This is a genomic window from uncultured Pelagimonas sp., from assembly GCF_947498515.1.
In the GTDB taxonomy this organism is placed as follows: domain Bacteria; phylum Pseudomonadota; class Alphaproteobacteria; order Rhodobacterales; family Rhodobacteraceae; genus Pelagimonas.
Window position 1 is genome coordinate 103998 of record NZ_CANMKO010000010.1, and the last position, 21144, is coordinate 125141.

21 protein-coding genes are annotated in these 21144 nt (G+C 56.7%); 16 read left to right on the plus strand and 5 right to left on the minus strand.

What is annotated here, in order from left to right:
- Positions 1-360: 360 nt before the first annotated feature.
- Together Q1A43_RS18235 and Q1A43_RS18240 are read left to right on the plus strand one after the other, a co-directional pair.
- Positions 361-528 (plus strand): hemin uptake protein HemP, encoded by a 168-nt coding sequence (locus Q1A43_RS18235; protein ID WP_299924344.1) that lies wholly within the window; start codon positions 361-363, stop codon positions 526-528.
- Between the two features lie 657 nt (positions 529-1185).
- Positions 1186-1671 carry a histidine phosphatase family protein gene (locus Q1A43_RS18240; protein ID WP_299937562.1) on the plus strand — a complete coding sequence of 162 codons (486 nt, stop codon included), beginning with the start codon at positions 1186-1188 and terminating at the stop codon, positions 1669-1671.
- Positions 1672-1813: 142 nt separating this feature from the next.
- Here the strand turns inward: Q1A43_RS18240 and Q1A43_RS18245 are convergent, their stop codons facing one another.
- Positions 1814-3424, minus strand: coding sequence for a choline dehydrogenase (locus tag Q1A43_RS18245; RefSeq protein ID WP_299924338.1), 1611 nt, complete (start codon positions 3422-3424; stop codon positions 1814-1816).
- Between the two features lie 120 nt (positions 3425-3544).
- Between Q1A43_RS18245 and Q1A43_RS18250 the strand changes: the two genes are divergently transcribed.
- The 5 genes from Q1A43_RS18250 (at position 3545) to Q1A43_RS18270 (ending at position 9269) form a co-directional block, all read left to right on the plus strand.
- On the plus strand, positions 3545-4780 hold the full coding sequence (locus Q1A43_RS18250) for a TRAP transporter substrate-binding protein (protein ID WP_299924333.1): 1236 nt from the start codon (positions 3545-3547) through the stop codon (positions 4778-4780).
- Positions 4781-4878: 98 nt separating this feature from the next.
- Positions 4879-5547 (plus strand): TRAP transporter small permease subunit, encoded by a 669-nt coding sequence (locus Q1A43_RS18255; RefSeq protein ID WP_299937564.1) that lies wholly within the window; start codon positions 4879-4881, stop codon positions 5545-5547.
- A 1-nt stretch (position 5548) separates the two neighbouring features.
- Positions 5549-6904: a TRAP transporter large permease gene (locus tag Q1A43_RS18260; RefSeq protein WP_299924327.1), complete on the plus strand. Its 1356-nt coding sequence runs from the start codon at positions 5549-5551 to the stop codon at positions 6902-6904.
- A 14-nt stretch (positions 6905-6918) separates the two neighbouring features.
- Entirely contained in the window at positions 6919-7689 is a 771-nt protein-coding gene (locus Q1A43_RS18265) for an IclR family transcriptional regulator (protein ID WP_299924324.1), read from the plus strand.
- A gap of 143 nt (positions 7690-7832) precedes the next feature.
- Positions 7833-9269 (plus strand): aldehyde dehydrogenase family protein, encoded by a 1437-nt coding sequence (locus Q1A43_RS18270; RefSeq protein ID WP_299937566.1) that lies wholly within the window; start codon positions 7833-7835, stop codon positions 9267-9269.
- 15 nt (positions 9270-9284) lie between these two features.
- Here Q1A43_RS18270 and Q1A43_RS18275 read toward each other — a convergent pair whose 3' ends face one another.
- Entirely contained in the window at positions 9285-10052 is a 768-nt protein-coding gene (locus Q1A43_RS18275) for a DeoR/GlpR family DNA-binding transcription regulator (protein ID WP_299924318.1), read from the minus strand.
- A gap of 5 nt (positions 10053-10057) precedes the next feature.
- Entirely contained in the window at positions 10058-10507 is a 450-nt protein-coding gene (gene hpaR / locus Q1A43_RS18280) for a homoprotocatechuate degradation operon regulator HpaR (protein ID WP_299924315.1), read from the minus strand.
- 469 nt (positions 10508-10976) lie between these two features.
- On the opposite strand from hpaR, the gene napF reads away from it, so the two are divergent.
- The 9 genes from napF to Q1A43_RS18325 all read left to right on the plus strand — a co-directional run bounded on the left by napF (position 10977) and on the right by Q1A43_RS18325 (position 18642).
- On the plus strand, positions 10977-11507 hold the full coding sequence (napF, locus tag Q1A43_RS18285; RefSeq protein WP_299924312.1) for a ferredoxin-type protein NapF: 531 nt from the start codon (positions 10977-10979) through the stop codon (positions 11505-11507).
- Positions 11501-11788 carry a chaperone NapD gene (locus Q1A43_RS18290; protein WP_299937568.1) on the plus strand — a complete coding sequence of 96 codons (288 nt, stop codon included), beginning with the start codon at positions 11501-11503 and terminating at the stop codon, positions 11786-11788. The genes napF and Q1A43_RS18290 overlap by 7 nt, the downstream gene beginning before the upstream one ends.
- A gap of 12 nt (positions 11789-11800) precedes the next feature.
- Entirely contained in the window at positions 11801-14290 is a 2490-nt protein-coding gene (gene napA, locus Q1A43_RS18295; RefSeq protein ID WP_299937570.1) for a nitrate reductase catalytic subunit NapA, read from the plus strand.
- A 26-nt stretch (positions 14291-14316) separates the two neighbouring features.
- Positions 14317-15177 carry a ferredoxin-type protein NapG gene (gene napG, locus Q1A43_RS18300; protein WP_299937573.1) on the plus strand — a complete coding sequence of 287 codons (861 nt, stop codon included), beginning with the start codon at positions 14317-14319 and terminating at the stop codon, positions 15175-15177.
- The gene (gene napH, locus Q1A43_RS18305; RefSeq protein ID WP_299924303.1) at positions 15174-16094 is read left to right on the plus strand and encodes a quinol dehydrogenase ferredoxin subunit NapH; all 921 of its coding nucleotides are present in this window, start codon (positions 15174-15176) and stop codon (positions 16092-16094) included. The genes napG and napH overlap by 4 nt, the downstream gene beginning before the upstream one ends.
- A gap of 34 nt (positions 16095-16128) precedes the next feature.
- Positions 16129-16572, plus strand: a complete 444-nt coding sequence (locus tag Q1A43_RS18310; protein WP_299924300.1) for a nitrate reductase cytochrome c-type subunit — start codon at positions 16129-16131, stop codon at positions 16570-16572.
- Positions 16573-16593: 21 nt separating this feature from the next.
- Positions 16594-17292, plus strand: coding sequence for a NapC/NirT family cytochrome c (locus Q1A43_RS18315; RefSeq protein WP_299937575.1), 699 nt, complete (start codon positions 16594-16596; stop codon positions 17290-17292).
- Between the two features lie 31 nt (positions 17293-17323).
- Positions 17324-17863, plus strand: coding sequence for a DUF2478 domain-containing protein (locus Q1A43_RS18320; protein ID WP_299924294.1), 540 nt, complete (start codon positions 17324-17326; stop codon positions 17861-17863).
- 146 nt (positions 17864-18009) lie between these two features.
- A complete protein-coding gene (locus tag Q1A43_RS18325; protein ID WP_299924291.1) occupies positions 18010-18642 on the plus strand; it encodes a 50S ribosomal protein L25/general stress protein Ctc in 633 nt (210 codons plus the stop codon).
- Positions 18643-18707: 65 nt separating this feature from the next.
- On the opposite strand, the gene Q1A43_RS18330 is transcribed toward Q1A43_RS18325, so the two are convergent.
- Both Q1A43_RS18330 and Q1A43_RS18335 read right to left on the minus strand, forming a co-directional pair.
- Complete coding sequence (locus Q1A43_RS18330) at positions 18708-20309, minus strand: ATP-binding protein (RefSeq protein WP_299937577.1); 1602 nt, start codon at positions 20307-20309, stop codon at positions 18708-18710.
- Positions 20310-20728: 419 nt separating this feature from the next.
- Entirely contained in the window at positions 20729-21139 is a 411-nt protein-coding gene (locus Q1A43_RS18335) for a cytochrome c (RefSeq protein WP_299924285.1), read from the minus strand.
- Between the last annotated feature and the right edge of the window lie 5 nt (positions 21140-21144).

The following is a 21144-nucleotide window of genomic DNA, read 5'->3' on the forward strand; positions in this document are numbered from 1 at the left end:
ATTCGGCCCAATAGCACGTCCTTGACAGGCCCCGTCGCCGGCAAAAACCCTTCCGGACGCGGATTTGATCAAAGGAGGTTTTGGTTGGTCAACTTTCCGACCAGAGCAATAACTGATTGTTTTAATCAGGATTGACTTACCTGAGTCTAACAGTCATATTAAGCGAACCAGCCAGCCCAACGGGTCAGCCAATTCCTTGCGAAAACGGAGATAGCCGATGTTGAAAACCGTCGCGCAGACTGCTGGTAAAACGACCCAACCTTCCCAAGAGGTGTCTTTCAGCTTCAGCCTTGGCCTTCCCCGTTTTCGCAATCTCGAAACTTTTCTGGACCTGATCGAGCACGCCGGAGGTGCTGACACATGACCCTGAACATCGCCCATGACCTTGCAAATCACCCTGTTCAACGTCTGCCTATTCATGACGCGACCGAGCTGACCGATGGCGGCAGCCTGGCCAATATTCAACTTGGCGAACAGGTCTATACCCTGCGCATCACCCGCGCTGGCAAGCTTATCCTGACCAAGTAACCCCGGCACTCGGCCTTTCCCCCAAGAGCAAAGCCCACCGGTAAATACAAGCCCTATGGCGCTTTGCACGGGGTCAGTCCCAATCGGGATGATCCTGCTTTTGAGTGAGGGCCGCGATAACGGGCCTCCCCACTTGCCCCCATTCCACCCGAGAATAGGCGAGTGCGCAAAGGCAAGATCTGACCTTGCGTTGGGGGGCTATCCCCCAATGCCTTTTAGGCGATCATGTCATTTTGGGTGCTTGTTTGGGCAAATCCGGTCCTAAACTGAAACCGCCGCGGGCGTGGTGCCTTTGATCTCTACTGAAAGACCAAGCCAGACCCGCCCGCCACAGGCGCAATCACTGCTCAAGGAACGGGGCTGATAACTGTCGACCTAGGCCGTTGTGTCGAACCGCTACGCGACATCCAAGATCATTGCACGCCAGTGTTTTTCAACCCCATCACCCGTTTGGGGGATATTAACGAATTTTCCCAGCAAATATGGTTAACATGCAGCGGGGCTGACCCCACACTTATCAGCACTATCCCCTTTTTATCCAACTTTTCCCTATCTCCAAATTTTTGGTCAGTTTCGCTGCACTTAACTGCGACGGCACGGCAATTGCCTGAGCCGCATCACGACGCTACCCTTTCCCTATTTATAGGGAGGTATACGATGTTACGACGTAGCTTTGTTTTTTCCACCACCGCGTTCTTGACGGCCTGTGCAATGGGCACCGGCAATTTGGCTTTGGCCCCGAACTCTACTTTGATCGTCGTGCGTCACTCGGATCGAGACGGCGAAGATCTGAGCGCGGCCGGCCATGCACGCTCCAAAGCGTTGGTCAAAGCGTTAGAAGGCATGGATCTCGACGCGATTTTTTCACCCGGCATCAAACGCAATCTCGACACGGCCGCCCCTTTGGCCAAAGCGCGCGGCCTGCCCGCTCAACGTATTCCGCAAGAGACCCCAACCGCCGGGCTGGTCACGCAAGGCGCGGGAAAATCGGTGATTTGGATTGGCAACAAGGGCAATATCAAAACCATCTGGGAGGACCTGCGCCTAAGCGATCCGGCCCCATTGGAATATGGGGATTTGCATATTCTACGGTCGGATGCAGGCGGCGCGGTCACGATTGAACGCCGTCGTTTTGGCGCGTGAGACGGCGATGAGGGGCCAGCCCCTCTTGTCGCAAGCGACAATTCACCCCGAGATATTTGTGGAAAGAAGACGCGCTAAAAAGAGTGGTTGAATGGTTTGCTGCCGACCCGCGCACCAAAAAGCGGATCGGCGGTTGGTTTGATTAGGCCGAGGCGTCTTCTAACATCAGGTCCGAGGCCTTTTCGCCAATCATGATCGCCGGGGCGTTGGTATTGCCCGACACGATTTCGGGCATGATCGAACAATCCGCAACCCGCAGCCCTTGAATGCCATGAACGCGCAGCCGATCATCGACTACCGCCATCGGGTCGCTGCCCATTTTGCAGGTGCCGGTTGGGTGATAGATCGACGCGGTATTGTTGCGCGCCCAATCCAAGGTCGCCTCGTAGTCATCCATCGGCAGCGACGCATTGGGCCGAAACTCCTCTGAAATCTTAGAGGTTAGCGGCGCATGGCGGGCGATATTACGAGCAATCTTGACCCCTTCAACCACCGTCCGACAGTCGGTTTCGGTCGACAGGTAGTTGGGAATGATCTTGGGATAGGTCCGTGCATCCGACGACACGATGCGAATTTCCCCTTTGGATTCAGGGCGCAACTGGCAAACCGACATAGTAAAGGCCGAAAACGGATCGGCCCCCTTGCCGGGGTTTTCCGCCGAAAGCGGTTGCACATGGAATTGAATATCCGGCGTTTCCAGATCAGGCCGGGTTTTCAAGAAACCGGTGGCCAGCGAGGCCGCCATCGTCATCGGCCCAGCGCGGAACATCGCATATTTCAACGCAATCTTGGCCTGCCCAAACAGGCTGCGCACCTCGTCATTCAAGGTTGGCTCGTTGCATTTGTAGACCAGCCGCGCTTGAAGGTGATCTTGCATATTCTTGCCAACACCGGGCAGGTTCTTGTGCACGGTGATACCATTTTGAACCAGCTGTTCGACCTCGCCAATGCCCGACAACATCAAAAGCTGTGGGGAATTGATTGCCCCGCCAGCCAAGACGATATCCTTGCGCGCCCGCACCGTATGCAACTGACCGGCCTTGTCGCGATAGGTCACGCCGGTCGCGCGCTTACCGTCGAGCTCAACCTTTTCGGCCAGTGCATGGGTGATGATTTGCAGGTTGTCACGCCCACGCGCCGGGTTGAGATAGGCCACAGCCGAGCTACAGCGGCGGCCGTTTTTGGCGGTTAGCTGAAAGAAACCGACGCCTTCTTGGGTTTCTCCGTTGTAGTCGGGGTTAAACTTGTGCCCAGCCGCTTGCGCCGCCGCAACCCAGGCATCGGTAATCGGGCGTTGGATTCGCATGTTGGACACCGACAAAGGACCGTCATCACCATGAAACTCATCTGCGCCGCGCTCATTGTTTTCCGCCCGCTTGAACAGCGGCAGAACCTGATCCCAGCCCCACCCTTTGTTGCCCATCTGTTGCCAGCGGTCATAATCCTGCGCCTGACCACGCACATAAAGCAAGCCGTTCAACGAAGACGAGCCGCCCAAAACCTTGCCGCGCGGCCATTCAATCGACCGGCCATTCAGCCCCGGATCGGGTTCGGTTTTATAGCACCAATCAACCGACGCATTGTGGATGGTTTTGAAATATCCAACCGGAATATGGATCCACGGGTTCCAGTCACGCCCCCCCGCTTCCAGCAAAACAACCTTGTTTTTCGGGTCAGCCGACAGACGATTCGCCAAAACACAGCCTGCCGAGCCTGCCCCCACGACGATAAAATCTGCATCAATTTCTGACATTTAACTCCCCTCCCGGCCGGTAATGTGCGGCAATTTGAACTTTTTCCTTGCTCAAACCACCATAGTCACCCCATTATTGAGACTGCAAGTATCAAAATTGCACGAATGGGAGGAAACACTATGAAAGCATCGAAAGCCCTCAGTGGCATTTCGCGCCGCGACCTTTTCAAGCTGACGGGTCAGTTTGGGATTTCGTCGGTTGTTTTGGGCGCTGGCGCTCTGACTGGCGCGGCGACCCTTGGCTCGGTCGCGCAGGCTGCCGAAAGCACATACACAAAACGCTTTGCCAAAGAGCCCAAGCACACGCTGAAATTGGGCGCGTCCGGCTTTAACGCCCGCAACCTGTTGATCGAACGCGCTGGCGTTCTGGAATTTGCCCGCGATCTGGAGGAACGCACCGAAGGCGAGATTCGTGTCGAGTTCATCGGCGACAACCAAATTTGTGGCCAGCTGAGCTGTGTTGAGAAAACCCAACTGGGGGTTGTCGACATGTATGCCGCTTCGACCCAGAACTCGGCCGGTGGCGCGCCCTATCTGAACGTGCTCGACTATGCCTATATGTTCCCAAGCCGCGCCGCCCAGTATCACTTCCTCTATAGCCCCGAGTCGCAAAAGCTGCTGCGCGAGCCGCTTGAAAAGCGTCATGGTCTGAAATTCCTGTTTAGCCATTGCGAATTGCGCGGGCTTCAGATGGGGTCGTCCTTTGCCGACAAACCCACCGTGACCAAGCTTGAAGAGCTGTTTGGCACCAAAAACCGCGTCACCGGCACCCAATTGGGTCGCATCGCGATGCAACTTTTGAACCTGAACCCGGTTCCGGTTGCTTGGGAAGAAACCCTTGACGGCCTCAAGCAGGGCCTAATTGATGGGGCGGAAACCTGGGCCTCGGCTGTGGCTTATGCCAACATGTCGCCGGTTGTGTCTCAGTCCGTTGACCTGAAATTCTTCTGCGGCACCGAGCACACATCCATGTCGGCCAAAGTCTTTGACGCTATGGAAGCCCATCTTCAGGACGCGATCATGGAATCCGCCTATCTGGCGCAGGTCCATGTTCAGGCCGCCAACGAAGCGGCTCTGGTCAAAACTGTTGGCTTCTCGGATCCACAGCTGCCGGACACCATTTTTGTCAAAGACGGCGTGCGTCCTGCGTTCTTGGCTGATGATCAGATCAAAATGGCCGAGGAAATGTGTTCACCCGAGTTCAACCCAGAGCCATGGGCCCAGTGGCGTGACCGTCTCAACAAATGGTCGGGTGGTCATGACACCTATCAGGAAATCTACGACGTTGCGCGTCAGATTCCCAAAGACACCCTGCCAGAGAACGTCGAACCCCGTCGTTGGTGGCGGTCGGCCTAATTCGGCTACACTAAGGGATGGGCCGTTTGGCCCATCTCGCACCGCTGCGCGAGACAGCGGTTTTTTTACATTTACGGCACACCTAAGGAGGAGAGGTTATGACCGGTTGGTTTCAGGGCGCAGGAGAGATTTTTGCAGCCCTCGCCGAGGGCGATTCATGGATGTTGAGCGAGGCAATGGGAGCCCCAGCCATTTGGCCACTTGGCCTGATTGGCATGCTCAGCGCCGCGACATTTATCCTTGTTCTTTATCGGGTTAGCCCCTGGATCGAGCGCAACTTGGAATCCAGCGTGATGGTGGTGTCTTACCTTGCGATTGGCGGCATCATCTTTGTCGAAGTGTTCCGCCGGTTTGCCTTGGGTCTTCAGGCCCCGTGGTCCACAACGCTACCACCATTCCTATTCCTAATCATGACGTGGTTTGGCTGCTCTTATAATGTCAAACTGCGCACCCATTTGGCCTTTGCCGAATTTCGCACGGCCATGCCGCGCATCGGTCAAATCGCCTGCCTGACCCTCGATGCGGTGCTTTGGATCGGCTTTAGCTGGATCGTTGTCGTCACCTCAAGCCGCGTTGTCGCCAACTCGGCCGCCAACTTTCAAATCATGCTGGGCACTGACAACGTCATGCAGTGGTGGTTCCTTCTCGCGGTGCCGATTTCCTTCACCATGCTCGTGGCGCGGGTCTTGGAAAACTATCTCACCGACCTCGCCAACTATCGCTCAGGCGACATCCTGATCAAACAAGCCGTAATCGGAGGGGACTGACGTGACCGACGGAACCATCATCACTTTGCTCTCTGTGGGCGTTACCATCCTCTTCATGCTCGGCGTGCCGGTCTTTCTGGTCATTGGTTATTGGGTAGTCGGCATGTCCTTCATGCTGCAATTGCCGCTCGACAATATCGGCGCGGCTCTTGGCGACGTTTTTACCGATGGGTTCGCCCTGTTGGCGATGCCGCTGTTTATCCTGACCGGTGACCTGATCAACCGCTCGGGCATTGCCCGCCGCCTGTCTGATTTCGCCTATTCCTGCCTCGGTTGGATTAGGGGTGGTCTCGCCATGGCTAGCCTCGGGGCCTGCGGGTTGTTCGCGGCGATCTCTGGCTCAAACTCGGCCACCACCGCTACCATCGGCTCAATGTTGCACCCCGAAATGGTCAAAGGCGGCTATGACGAACGCTTTTCGGCCGCCACCGCCGCCGCTGGCGGCACGGTGGGCATCATCATCCCGCCATCCATCATCTTCATTGTCTACGGGTTCCTCCTCAATCTCCCGATTTCGGACCTGTTCGTCGCCGGAATCATTCCCGGAGCAATGATGGTGGGCGGGATGATGTTGGCCTGCTTTGTGATCTGCTACCGTCACGGCTGGGGCCACCTAATCGCACTTGATCCCATGCGCGTGTTCAAAACCGCCGTTGGGGCTTGGCTCGGTTTCTTTGCCATAGGCCTTGTGCTTTGGGGCATCTATACCGGAAAATTCTCTCCGACCGAGGCCGCCGGTGTCACCGTTGGGTTCTGTGTCATTGTTGGTTTCCTAAGCCTGCCGATCCACAAAATCCTTGGCCGCGACGAATCCCGCCCTGTTAGCGAAAAGAGCGTCGCAGAAATGCTTGTCGTCCAAGGGTTTGGCCCGCTCGAACTGCCGTCGATCACCATGCGCTCGGCCCAGATCACCGGCATTCTTGCCCCTCTGATCGCCGTATCGGTTGTTATGCAACAAATCCTCTCGGTGCTTGGGGCGCAACAAATCATCGGTGATTTCGTCACCTCGATGGGCGGTTACTACGCAGTCCTCTTTACCTCGATGGCCATCGTCTTTGTTGCGGGCATGGTGCTCGAAAGCCTGCCGGTAACGATCATCCTTGCTCCAATCTTGGCCCCGATTGCCCATTCCGTTGGTGTCGAACCGGTGCAATTCTCGGTGATCTTCTTGGTTGGCGCGTCGATTGGGTTCATCACACCACCCTATGGTTTGAACCTCTATGTCGCGTCAGGCGTAACAGGCGTTCCCTACTTCCGTCTCCTGCGCTATACCGTGCCATATCTATTCTCGCTGATCGCGGTATGGCTCATTGTGGCGCTGGTTCCAGCCCTCTCAACGGCCCTGCTACCGAACTAACGACGGAGCTGCACATGGACGGGGACAAGCCCGATACGATCCCAACAAATCTCAGGCTGTTGCTTGTTATTGAAGAGGTCGCGAGGGCCGGTGTTCCCGTCACGCCAACATCGGTGAATGAACAAATCGGCTTGCCCAAGCCCACCATTCACCGGCTGTTTGCCACCCTCGAAGAAGAGGGGTTCTTGCAAAAAGACATGGACGGGCGAACCTATTCGCCCGGTCCGCGCCTTCGGGTTGTTGCCGGCGGCATCCTATCGTCCCTACGCATTCGCACTGCCCGGCAATCCATCCTTCGCAAGCTGAGCCAAAAGGTCGGGGAAACCTGCAACATCGCCTTGGCCGATCGCCACGCGATGACCTATCTGGAACGGGTCGAAACCGAATGGCCGCTGCGCATTCAGCTCCCCATCGGGACGCGCGTTCCGTTTTATTGCACCGCTGCGGGCAAAATGTATCTCTCCTCCTTGGCGCGCGCGCATTTGCAACGCTACCTAAGCTCGACCGACCTTGAAAAACGTACCGCCAACACCATCACCGACCCCGATGAACTGGTGGCCGAAATCGCTCAGGTCCGCAAAAACGCCTATGCGTTGGATCGCGAAGAATTCATGGATGACATGATCGCACTGGCGGTTCCGATCCCGGACGTGCATGGCCGTCTGATGGCGACACTGTCCTTCCACGCCCCAACCCAACGCTTTGACGTGGATCACGCGCTGACCTTCTTGCCCGCTTTGCAAGAAGCCGCTCAGGAACTTTCGAGCTTGGTCTCCGAAGATTGATCCCTTGGGGGCCGGGCCTAGGTCCAAATTTGATCACATTACCTTACCACGGCTGAAATACGCTTGATCTTCGCCTGAGCGCCTTCATTAATGGGCCGGTTGCCGCCTTTGCGCGGTGGGATTTCAATGCGGGGGTTTGCCAAATGGCACTCTTTGATCAGGTTTACATCGATGGCGCTTGGCAAAAGGCCGACGGTGATACACGCGCCTTGATCAATCCCGATACCGAAACCCAAGACGCAACGCTAATCTGCGCCTCTTCCTCTGCCTGCGCGGCCGCCGTTGCCAGCGCCCGCGCCGCCTTTGACGCCGGATGGGGGCGCTCTGACATCGCCACGCGCCGCGCCGCTTTGGCCCGGATCATCACCGAAATCGAAGCCCGCGCCGATGCCTTTGCCAGCTGTATCAGCACCGAGATCGGTGCTCCAATTGACTTTGCCCGGACGGGTCAGGTCGCCGCCGGGTTGGCGCATCTGCGTGCCACGCTTGCCGCGCTCGAAACGCTTACAAATGACGCGCCTTTGACCACCGCCCCCGATCATCGCATTCGCCACGAACCCCTTGGGGTGGCCGCGCTGATCACACCTTGGAACTGGCCGCTCAATCAGGTGGCGCTGAAACTTGGCGGGGCCATTGCGGCGGGCTGCACTATGGTGCTCAAACCCTCTGAACTCTCGAGCCGTACTGCCATCATCCTGACCGAGGCCATCCACGCCGCCGATCTACCACCCGGTGTGTTCAACATGATCACCGGCGCAGGTGACGTCGGTGCGGCCCTCATTTCGAACCCCGATGTGGATGTGGTGTCCTTTACCGGATCGACCGCAACCGGGCGTTTCATTGCCGCCGAAGCCGCACAAAGCATGACACGCACCACTTTGGAACTTGGCGGCAAATCCGCCAACCTGTTGTTCTCCGACTGCGATCTGCCCACCGCCATCACCCAAGGCCTCGCCCATTGTTTTCGAAATGCCGGGCAATCCTGCAACGCCGCCACCCGGATGCTGGTGGCGCGCGACATCTATAATGACGCCCTCACCTTGGCCGCGCAGATCGCGACGCAAACCGAGGTCAACCGCCCGCACCTTTCCGGCGCCCATATCGGCCCACAGGTCAGCGCAGCGCAATTTGCCAAGGTGCAATCCTTTATCGAAACCGGCGTGGATCAAGGCGCGCGCCTTGTTGCCGGTGGTCCGGGTCGTCCCGATCACCTGCCCCGCGGTTTCTATAGCCGCCCGACGGTCTTTGCCGATGTCCGCCCTGACATGACCCTGTTCCAAGATGAGATTTTTGGCCCGGTCCTAACAATGACCCCGTTTGATAGCGAAGAAGAGGCCATCGAACTGGCCAATGCCACGCCCTACGGGCTTGCGGGGTACATTCAGACCGCAGATGCCAAACGCGCCGATCGCGTCGCCCAAGCCTTGCGGGTTGGTATGGTCCAGATCAACGGTCAAAGCCGCGAAGCCGGGGCCCCCTTTGGCGGGCGCGGTCTTTCGGGATATGGCCGCGAGGCCGGCGTTTGGGGCATCCGCGCCTTTCAGGACATCAAATCCATCAGCGGCGCGGCGGCCTTCTAGGCCAAGCCCAATGCCTCACTCCGACGGGGCAACCACCACATCTGTGTCCCAGTCCGCACAGCGCGCCGCCAACTCCTCGGACAACGGCGTATCGGTGAAAAACGTATCAATCTCGGCAAGCGAGGCAATCCGCGCCGGGGCCGTCCGGGTGAACTTGGACCCATCCGCCACCAAAAACGTCTTGCGCGATTGGCGCAGGATGGTTTGGCTGACATCCACCTCTTGAATGTCAAAATCCAACAAATCGCCCTCTTGATCCAAGGCGGAGCAGCCAATCACCGCCAAATCAACCTTGAACTGTTTGATCGTGTTGGCGGCAAGATTGCCGATCAGCCCGCCATCGGTGCGCCGCAAACTGCCCCCTGTCACCACGATCTCACAGCCCGAATGACCCGCCAAGATATTGGCCACATTCATGTTATTGGTCACAACCATCAAATTGCGATGGCCTTGCAACGCATGGGCCACCGCTTCGGTGCTCGTGCCAATGTTCAAGAAAAGCGAAATATTATCCGGGATTTGCGCGGCACAGGCTTTGGCGATCTCGGCCTTGGCATCTGGGTTCAAAACCCGCCGCTCTTCATAGCCGATATTGGTGGTCCCCGACGGCAAAACCGCGCCGCCATGCACCCGCTCCAACTGACCGGCTTCGGCCAAATCGGTCAAATCCCGACGGATGGTTTGCAATGTCACGCCAAAATGCGCCGCCAGCCCATCCACCGTCACCTTGCCTTCGCGCCGCGCCATATCCAAAATCTCGGGGTGCCGAATGGTCTGTGACATCACCGTTACTCCAACTCACAAAGCGCGTTCAGCGCATCAATCAAGGCCTCATGACGTTCGTCGCCAAGACGATCGCGAAACCCATCCATAATAAGCGTCACTTGTTCCAGATTGCGGTCAATGATCTCTTGTCCGGCCGGGGTGATCGCCAAATTCTGACGCCTCCGGTCGCTTGGGTCCTGGGCCCGCGTGATCAAACCCTTTTCGGTCATCGCCCGCACAATCCGCGTTAGACTAGGCAAAAGCAAACTGGCGCGTTCCGACACTTCGGTGGCGTCAATTGACCCGGCTTCGGACACCACGCGCAACACCCGCCATTGTTGTTCGGTGATCCCGTCTTCCACCAAAATCTTGCGGATTGGGGCCATGATGCTTTCACGGGCGCGGATCAACGAAATCGGGAGCGAGCGCGACGTTGGGGGAAGTTTTGGTTTGCCTGTCATGACATCTGCCATTGTCGATCCACTATCAATTTTGGGCGCACCCTAAATTGCTTTCGATGTTAATGGAAGGGAGCCATAAACCGCAGGCGCGGCAATGGGGTTGCGGGCCCCCGAGGCAGCGTGGCAGGCCCGGTGAAACGCCCTCTTGGTCGCACCCAACAAAAGTCAATTCCTGACTGATTTTCTTATGAAAGCACCAACGAATCAATTCATTGGTAATGCAACGGAAAAACCGGCCAAAACTGAAGATGTGAGATATTGGCACATTTTTTCTCAATTTCTTTAAAACGAGTTCAATCTAAACAAACATTCCCCATACAGCTTAAATTATGAGCAATTTCATGACACTATAATCAATTCAAAAAATCGAATATTATCAATCGCTTGTGACATGAGAGATACATCTTTGAACATGACATAAGTCAATTCGCCGGATTTTGCACAGGAGTACAGCTTGTCCCAAGCCAGATTGGGGCACGCAATGCAACATCAGCCAAAACGACGCGCATTTCTAAAGGGACGGATCAACCGGCCCCTTGCTATGCGTCCGCCCGGTGCCTTGGAAGAGGAAGCTTTCGAAGACGCCTGCACCAAATGCGGTGACTGCGCGACGTCGTGCCCCCAAAACATCATCAGCTTTGATAGCGACGGATTGCCAACCGTCGATCTAACAGTGGCGGAATGCACCTTTTGCAATGTCTGCGCCGAAGTCTGTGAACCAAAGGCCATTGATTATGCCGATAGCTGGGACTGGCGCGCCCGCGCCGATGACAGCTGCCTGTCGGCCAATGGCGTGACCTGCCGCACCTGCGAAGACCAATGCGATCAACAAGCGATCGGGTTCAAGCTTCAAACCGGTGGCCGCTCCGAGGCCCAATTCAACACCGACGCCTGTACTGGGTGCGGGGCCTGTGCCGCCGCCTGCCCGTCTGGCTCGATCAAGTTTTACACCCCCAAAAACGCAAGCCCTCATTCGGGCCCCAACCCAGAAGGAAAGGCAAAGACATGCTGAATATTTGCGGTTGCCTTGTCCACGTGATGCCGGGGATGGCCGATAGTGTCATCGAGGCCATCAACGCGACGGACGGCGGCGAAGTCCACGCCCATGAAAACGGGCGTATTGTCGTGACCGTCGAAGATGCGGGCAACAAGCTCGCTTCGGACCAGATCATGGACATGCACCAGATCCCCGGCGTGCTCACAGTCACGCTGACTTATCACCATTTTGAACCGCTTAACGAAGCGCCCAATGTAACGCCCGGCCTGCAACAGGCCGCCGCGCCAGCTCTCTGAGGAGGCCTAGCCATGACACTAAAAACCGACCGTCGTAAATTCCTAAAGGCATCGGCCGCAGCGGCCACCGCCTCGGCCGCTGGCATTACCCTGCCCAACGCCGCCGCCGCCCAAGTGGGCACACCTGACATTCGCTGGGACAAAGCCGCCTGCCGTTTCTGCGGAACGGGCTGTTCTGTTCTGGTTGGGGTCAAAGATGGCCGCGTCGTTGCGACCCAAGGTGATCCGCAAGCCCCAGTGAACCGTGGTCTGAACTGCATCAAGGGCTATTTCCTGTCCAAGATCATGTACGGCAAAGACCGCCTGACCACGCCGCTTTTGCGCAAGTCAAACGGCGTCTATGACAAAAACGGCGAATTCGAACCGGTAAGCTGGGACGAAGCCTTTGATGTCATGGCCGAAAAGTGGAAAGACTCGATCAAGAAGAAAGGCCCAACCGCCGTTTCTATGTTCGGCTCGGGCCAGTGGACCGTTTGGGAAGGTTATGCCGCCGCCAAGTTCATGAAGGCCGGTCTACGTTCCAACAACATCGACCCCAACGCCCGCCACTGTATGGCCTCGGCGGTAGTCGGCTTTATCCGCACCTTTGGCATTGATGAGCCGATGGGCTGTTATGACGACCTTGAGCACGCCGATACCTTTGTGCTTTGGGGCTCCAACATGGCCGAGATGCACCCGATCCTGTGGTCGCGTCTCACCAACACCCGTCTGACCAAGCCCGGTGCCGAAGTGCACGTGTTGTCGACCTTTGAACATCGCTCGTTTGAGCTTGCTGATAATGGCATGATCTTTACGCCACAGTCGGATTTGGCGATCCTGAACTACATCGCCAACTACATCATCCAGACCGGCGCGGTGAACAAAGAGTTCGTTGAAAAGAACGTCAACTTTACCAAAACCGCCACCGACATCGGCTATGGTCTGCGTCCAACCCACCAGTTGGAAAAAGACGCCGAAAACTCTGGTTCCGGCAAACTGACCCCAATGACCTTTGAGGAATATGCCGAAGCTGTTTCGGAATATACCGTTGAAAAGGCCGAAGAACTCTCTGGGGTTCCTGCCGCCAAGCTCGAAGCGCTGGCCAAACAATACGCCGATCCAAACCGCAAGGTTATGTCTCTCTGGACCATGGGCTTTAACCAGCACACACGCGGTTCCTGGGTCAACTCGCTCATGTACAACGTCCACCTTCTGGTTGGTAAAATCTCTGAGCCCGGCAACTCGCCCTTCTCGCTCACAGGTCAGCCATCCGCCTGTGGCACGGCGCGTGAGGTCGGCACCTTTGCCCACCGTCTACCCGCCGACATGGTTGTCGCCAAAGAAGCGCACCGTGATTTCGCCGAAGACAAATGGATGCTGCCCAAAGGCACCATTCCACCCAAGCCCGGCTTTCACGCCGTGTTGCAGCACCGCAAACTCAAAGATGGTGATCTGAACTGTCACTGGGTGCAGTGTAACAACAACCTGCAAGCCGCGCCGAACATGAACGAAGAAGGGTTCCCGGGCTATCGTAACCCCGAAAACTTCATCACCGTGTCTGACCCTTACCCAACCGTCACCGCACTGGCCGCTGACCTGATCTTGCCCACCGCCATGTGGGTCGAGAAAGAGGGCGCATACGGTAACGCCGAACGCCGCACCCAATTCTGGCGTCAGCAGGTGGATGCACCGGGTGAAGCCAAGTCTGACATGTGGCAGGTGATGGAATTCGCCAAACGCTTCAAGGTCGAAGACGTCTGGCCCGAAGAGCTGATCGCGCAGAAGCCGGAATATCGTGGCAAAACCATCTACGAGATCCTCTACGAAAACGGCAAGGTCAACAAATACCCGCTTTCCGAAACCGCCGAAGGGTTCAACAACGACGAATCCACCCACTTTGGCTACTACGTCCAAAAAGGTCTGTTCGAAGAATATGCCGAATTTGGTCGCGGCAAGGCGCACGATCTGGCGGACTTTGACACCTACCACAAGGCGCGCGGTCTGCGTTGGCCGGTCGTAGATGGCAAGGAAACCCTGTACCGCTTCCGCGAAGGCTATGACCCCTACGTCAAAGAAGGCGAAGGCGTCAAATTCTACGGCAAACCCGATGGCAAGGCGAATATCATCTTCGCCCCCTTCGAACCCGCCGCAGAAGAGCCCGATGAAGAATATGACCTGTGGTTCGTCACCGGCCGCGTTCTTGAACACTGGCATTCGGGCTCGATGACCCGCCGGGTTCCCGAACTACACCGCTCCTTCCCATCGGCTGTGGTGTTCATGCACCCGGCGGATGCCAAGGATCGTGGCCTGCGCCGTGGGCAAGAGATCAACGTCTCGACCCGCCGTGGCGAAGTTCTGTCGCGGGTGGAAACCCGTGGCCGGAACAAGATGCCACGCGGCGTTGTCTTCATGCCTTGGTTCGACGAAGGCCAGCTCACCAACAAGCTGACCTTGGACGCCACTTGCCCGCTCTCGAAAGAGACCGATTTCAAGAAATGTGCATGTAAAATCGAACGCGCATAACGCGCTGATTTAACGGAGAAAAGACCATGTCCGCCCCGAAAAGCAAAAAGCCAATGGATCGGCGTCGCTTCCTTAAGGATGCGTCGCGTGGTGTCGCGGGTTGCGCTTTGGCGGGCATGGGTTTGACGCAATTTGTTTCGGATGCCCGCGCCTTGCCGGCGCAAGCCATCCGTCCGCCAGGGGCGCTTGAGGAGAGCGATTTCCTGGCGGCCTGTATCCGTTGCGGGCTTTGTGTCCGCGACTGTCCCTATGACACGCTGAGCCTCGCCGAACTCGGGCTTGATGGCCCGGCCACAGGGACCCCGTTTTTCACCGCCCGCGACGTCCCTTGTGAGATGTGCGAAGACATCCCCTGTGTCGTCGCCTGCCCCACTGGCGCGCTTGATCACAACCTCACCAACATCGACGATGCCGATATGGGCGTTGCGGTTTTGATCGACGAAGAGGCCTGTTTGAACGCCCTCGGCCTGCGCTGTGACGTCTGTTATCGGGTTTGCCCCGTCATCGACGACGCGATCACACTGGAACTGCGCACCAATGAACGGTCTGGTGCCCACGCGATCTTTATGCCGGTTGTGCACTCTGACGCCTGCACCGGCTGTGGCAAATGCGAAAAATCCTGTGTTCTGCCGGATGAAAGCGCCATCAAAGTGCTTCCCAAACGCATCGCCCAAGCCCATAGCGCCGACCACTACAAACTCGGCTGGGAAGAGAACAACCCGCTGGTGGATGAACTCATCGACCTGCCCGACCGCCTGCCCGGCTCGGGCACCGACAACCTTGCCGCGCCCGGTGGCTTCCTGCCCGGCGATCTGCCTGATCCGTCGATGGAGGGCGGCTTTACCTCGGGCTTCAAACTGCCCGGAACCGGGGGGGCAGGCCAATGAGCGACAAGACAAAACTCCCCGTAGGGTACGAGGCGATCCGCGACAAAGGTTGGCTTAACGCCCATAAATTCCTATTGCTGCGCCGCGCCAGCCAGCTGTTTTTCCTCGCCCTTTTCCTGCTTGGTCCATGGTTTGGCATTTGGTGGTTCAAGGGCAATCTCTCTGGCTCTCTAACCTTCAACTTCCTGCCTCTCACCGACCCCTTTATCACCCTTCAGGGCATGGTCGCCGGGCATTGGCCGGCGCTGACCGCGCTGATCGGCGCGTTGATCGTTGGTGTCGCCTATGCAGTAATCGGCGGCCGGGTCTATTGTTCTTGGGTTTGTCCGATCAACCCCGTCACCGATGGCGCGCATTGGTTGCATGACAAGCTTGGCATGACCAAAGGCTGGCAACCAAAGAAAGAGACCCGCTACTACGTGCTCGGCATGGTTCTGATCGTCTCGATGCTCACTGGCACCATCGCTTGGGAGTTTGTGAACCCGATTAGCATGGTCCATCGCGGTTTGATCTTTGGTGTTGGCTTTGCTTGGGCCTTTGTGCTCGCGGTCTTCCTGTTCGACTTCGCCGTGTCGCGTCGCGGCTGGTGTGGCCATCTTTGCCCGGTCGGCGCCTTTTACGGCTTGCTTGGCACCGGCTCGGTTCTGCGCGTCACCGCCAACAAACGCGAGGCCTGCGACGATTGCATGGATTGCTTTGCCGTCTGCCCTGAAATGCATGTCATCACCCCGGCCCTGCGCGGCTCTGACGATGACACCCCCCTTATTCTGTCGCCCGATTGCACCAATTGCGGACGTTGCATTGATGTCTGTTCGGTCGACGTTTTCGAATTCACCCACCGTTTCGACGACACGCCCGCCCCTGGACGCGTTCGTCAAAAATCAACCCCTGCGCCAAAGGCCGACAAGGCGGCCTGAGCAAGCCCGTCTGGGCATATAGAGGAGAAATGATATGAAAAAGCATAGCCTTATCAGCGCCCCGATTGTCGCCTTGACCGTCTCGGCCCTGCTTGTAGCAGGCGTCGCATATGCGCAGCAGTCCAGCGTTCAGACATTGCGGGGCGCCGACATCGACGAACCCGTGGCTGTCGATCAGGTCCACCGTCAGGATGACAGCGGCCGCTTTACGCGCAACTATCGCCAACAGCCGCCGCTGATCCCGCATTCAACCGAACAGTATCAGATCGATCTGAATGCCAACCAGTGCCTGACCTGCCATGACTGGAGCCGCGCCGGTGATCGTGGGGCCCCGACCCTGTCGATGACCCACTATATGGGCCGTGACGGCGAACAGCTCGACAGTGTCGCTGGGACCCGTTGGTTCTGTACGCAATGTCACGTTCCACAGGCAGACGCGCCGGCGCTGGTCGACAACGTCTTTGAACCCTCGAACTAAACCGCGCAGAGGAGCTGACTGATGTCTGACCAAAATGCATCCAAACCCGGATTGCTCAAGAGGTTCTTTACCCCTTCTGCGGTCTATTCCTTTGGCGGAATCCTAATTGGCGGGTTCATCGCCGGTGTCATTTTCTGGGGCGGTTTCAACTGGTCCCTTGAAATGACCAACACCGAAGAGTTCTGCATCTCATGTCACGAGATGGAGGTGAATGTTTATGCCGAATACCAAGGCACCATTCACCAAAACAACGGGTCTGGCGTACGCGCCACCTGCCCCGATTGTCACGTGCCCAAAGATTGGGGCCCCAAGATGATCCGCAAGATCCAAGCCTCAAAAGAGCTTTACGGCCACTTCATCACCAATGTGATCGACACGCCCGAAAAGTTTGCCGAACACCGGTCTGTTATGGCGTCGCGTGAATGGGCCCGGATGAAAAAGACCGACTCCAAAGAGTGCCGCAACTGTCACAACTTTGACTACATGGATTTCACCCAGCAAGAAAACCGCGCGGCTGAAAACCACCAAAAAGCTTTGGACGAGGGAAAAACCTGTATCGATTGCCACCAGGGTATCGCGCATGACTTGCCTGCCAACTATCTGGAACACTACGAAAATGTTGTGTCCGATCTGGATGAAAAGGGTCTGATCCCACCGGCGGCTGGCACCGAGTTTGCCGATGGCAAGGCCGCAATCGAGCGTCATCTCTCCGACCATTGATGGATTGACGAAACACAAAATAGGGCGTCCCATGCGGGTCGCCCTTTCCTATTTGAGGTCCCAAATGCAGATCGCCTATCTCAAATCCGCCGACGGTGTGGACGTCAACGCGACCCTCGCCGAACTGGCTGCGCGCCTGCTTGATGATGGGCTGCGCGTTGTGGGCACCACCCAAACCAACACCGCCCGGCTCGACACACATAAATGCGACATGGACGTGCGGGTTCTACCCGACGGCGACATCATCCGCATCTCTCAAAACCTTGGGCCCAAGTCCCGCGGCTGCCAGCTTGATCCCGATGCGCTGGAACAGGCGGTTGCCGCCACCTTGACCCGGCTTGAGGGCGCGGATCTTTTGATCATCAACAAATTCGGCAAACACGAGGCCGATGGACGTGGCTTTCGCGAGGTGATCGGGGCCGCCATGGAACGCGGCATTCCGGTGCTTGTCGGCACCAATGGCCTCAACCTTCAGGCCTTTCTCGACTTTACCGATCGCGCCGCCACCTGTCTGCCCTGTGACCTTGATCAGCTCTCCAGCTGGGCCCAAGCGCTCAAGACGGCCGCCTGACGCCGCCCGGCCGCGACCTTTTACAAACAAAACACGCATCCCAACAGAATCGCCTTGTAAAAAAGGCAAATCCAGTCTACGCGCACAGCTTCAACGCGGGGTGACAGCCTTGGAGGCACCCTGCCCTTTATAATGGAGAATACAAAATGGCTAAAGAGATCCCAAATCTCACAGCTACCGTTCGCGCGGGGACAGGCAAGGGCGCCGCTCGCCAAGCACGTCGTGACGGTCAAGTTCCAGGTATCGTTTTCGGGGGCGAAACTGATCCGCAGCCGATCAACGTTCCTTTCAACGTTCTGCTCAAGCACCTCAAAGCCGGTCGCTTTAAGTCCACCCTGTGGAACCTGCAGGTCGAAGGCCAAGAAGACGTGCGCGTCATCTGCCGTGACGTTCAGCGCGATGTTGTCAAAGATCTGCCAACACACGTTGATTTCATGCGTCTGCGCCGCACATCCAAAGTGGCTCTGTTCATTCCCGTTGAAGTGATCAACGAAGAAGACGCCCCCGGCATCAAAAAGGGCGGTGTTCTAACACTGGTCCGTCCTGAGGTTGAGCTGGTTGTGACCGCCGGTGACATCCCTGAGAAACTGGTTGTTGACCTTGCTGGCCGTGACATTGGCGATGTGATCCACATTTCCGACGTGTCCTTGCCCGAAGGCTCCAAAGCCACAATCGACCGTGACTTCGTCATCGCAAACGTTTCGGCCCCATCCGGCCTGAAATCTTCCGACAACGAAGACTCTGGTGATGAAGCTGAAGCGGAAGCCGCCGAAGAATAAGCCGCATCCAAGCGATGCACGGCTAAGCCCCGCTCACACCCGAGCGGGGCTTTTCTTTTGGCCCTCTAAGCCCCTAAACAGGCCCAAAGCTCCTTTTTACGAAACGGCTTGGCCAAAAAACCGTCCATTCCAACCGCCCGACAGGCCTTGGCATCGCTTTTCTGGGTGTTTGCGGTGACTGCCAGAATCTTGCATTTCGTGCGCCCGGTTTTTTCTTCGTACCGCCTGATTATTTTGGTGGCTTCCAACCCGCCCATAACCGGCATGGATAGATCCATTAAGATCAAATCGTATTCGGCGTTTTCAAACGCTTTGACGGCAAGCGCCCCGTTTTTGGCATATGAAATCTCAGCGCCGGAATTCTGAAGCATTTTCCCAACAACCAATTGATTGGTCATATTGTCTTCGGCCACAAGAATCTTCATGCCCTGCGCCCGCAACCCCTGTGGCTCGGCGAGTGTGTTGGGGGCGGGCGTTCTGACGGAGCGCGCCGCTGTCCGATCCAAAGACGGCGCTTTGCTGGCTGTCTCATCAACGGCTGCCTGCACTTCCAAATCAAGCGACACCGTAAACGTGGCACCCTGGCCTTGCACGGATTGAACCGTAAGGTCGCCCCCCATCCGTTCGACAAAAGCCAGCGAAATCGCCAGCCCCAAACCGGTCCCCTCAGACCGGGCACTCGGCGTACTATCGGCCTGCTCAAAGGCCGAAAAAACCTGACCTATCTGATCAGGGCTAATCCCACAGCCGGTATCAGACACATCCAACTTAAGCGCCCCGGCAGGAGCCGATTGGTCATATGAAACAGAGATGGAGATATGACCAGCATCGGTAAATTTGATCGCGTTACCCACCAGATTTAACAAAATTTGCCGGATTTTGCTGGCGTCGCCAACGAAATCCGATGGGACATCGTCGTCATAATGGACATGCAAACCCAACCCTTTATAGGCGGTTTTTGCCGAAAGAAGGATCGCGATGTCGCTGATCAAAGAGCGCAACGAAAACGGTTCATAATACAATGAGACCTTGTTGGCCGTAATCTGGGAGAAATCCAAGACCTCATTGATGACATCCAACAAAGCATTGGTGGAATTGAAAATCGTGTCGGCGAACAGGGTCTGCTCGTCATTTAGCGCCGTTTCCCGCAGCATCTCGCAAATGCCCAAGATACCGTTCATCGGCGTTCGGATCTCATGGCTCATATTGGCCAAAAACCGTTCTTTGGCTTGGTTCGCCTCCTCGGCTTTCTCCTTGGCAATCTTGGTAAGCTCAAGGGCTGCGTCCCGTTCGCGTTCCGAAGTTATGTCCGCACTCGACCCGACAATATGGGTCACGTTGCCCGCAGCATCTAACATCGGTTTCATGGTGGTCCGAATATGCCGCGTTTTTAAAACGGCGGGCACATCAATCTCGTAGGTTGCTTCCTGTTTCGATTGCACCACCCCCATATGCAGGGCGAGCGCGCGTTCACCGATCGTACCGCCAAAGATTTCCAATGCCGTTTTGCCATGCCACCCATGTTTCGGAAGCTTGGTGATTTCCCGAGACCGTTCATTCATGCCGACATAGCGCGGGACCCCGTCGTCACCGACTTTCAAAACGATAACGGCCATATCCACGGCATCCAGTATGGCCTCAAAGTCGTGGTCCGGGCGGCGTTTCACTCACTGTTTCCTTTGCACAAAAGGGCACAGGCCCACTCTGATCAGGCCAGCGCACTCCTATACAAAATAAATAGCGGATCACTCCTAACCAAATCTGAAGACTTAGATAGCTTTGGCATCGAGAATTATCGCCCACCGGCCGGGCAATTAACTTGTCTTAATGGAAATTATTCAAATCCGGTGCATTCGGGCCCAAAGCCTCGGGCTTCATGTGCCAATCTCCCCCAAACAAGGTCAGAATCGGTCAGATTGGGGTCTGTCACGCGCTCTTGTCCCGGAAATTGGGGTGGGCATTCTCCCCTAAATCCGCGGGGTTTTGGACGGTTTGCACCGTTGCGCCAACCGCGCGCGGTGCGTTACCAACCGCGCGCCGTCTTTACCCCTCGGGGCAAAACTTGTGAATGACGGCATACCCGAAGTTAGCGGGTTTCTTGGATGCTTTCGATATATGCCAGCAAAGCCAACAACTTGCGCGGCGTCGGAGTTTCAATCCCATCGCCACTGTCATAGGGGATCAAATCGCCCTCCAATAGCCCGCCAAATTCCGGCATGCCCGGCCCAGCAAGGTCAGATCGCGCATAGCCATCAATAGACGATAACACTTTGGATTCAGGGAACTTATCACCGTTGCGCACCTGAATAAGTGTAAGATCCTTTGGGGCGGGTGTCATGGCGCGCGCCATCGGCCCGTCGCCTTTGCCATTTTCTCCGTGACACGCGGCGCAGTTTTCCATGAAAAGCGCTTTGCCATCAGAAGCTTGAGGCATTTCCGCCTCGACACAGGCCACCAACGTCAGACACCCGATCAAGCCACTGAAAGTCCTCAGCATATCCC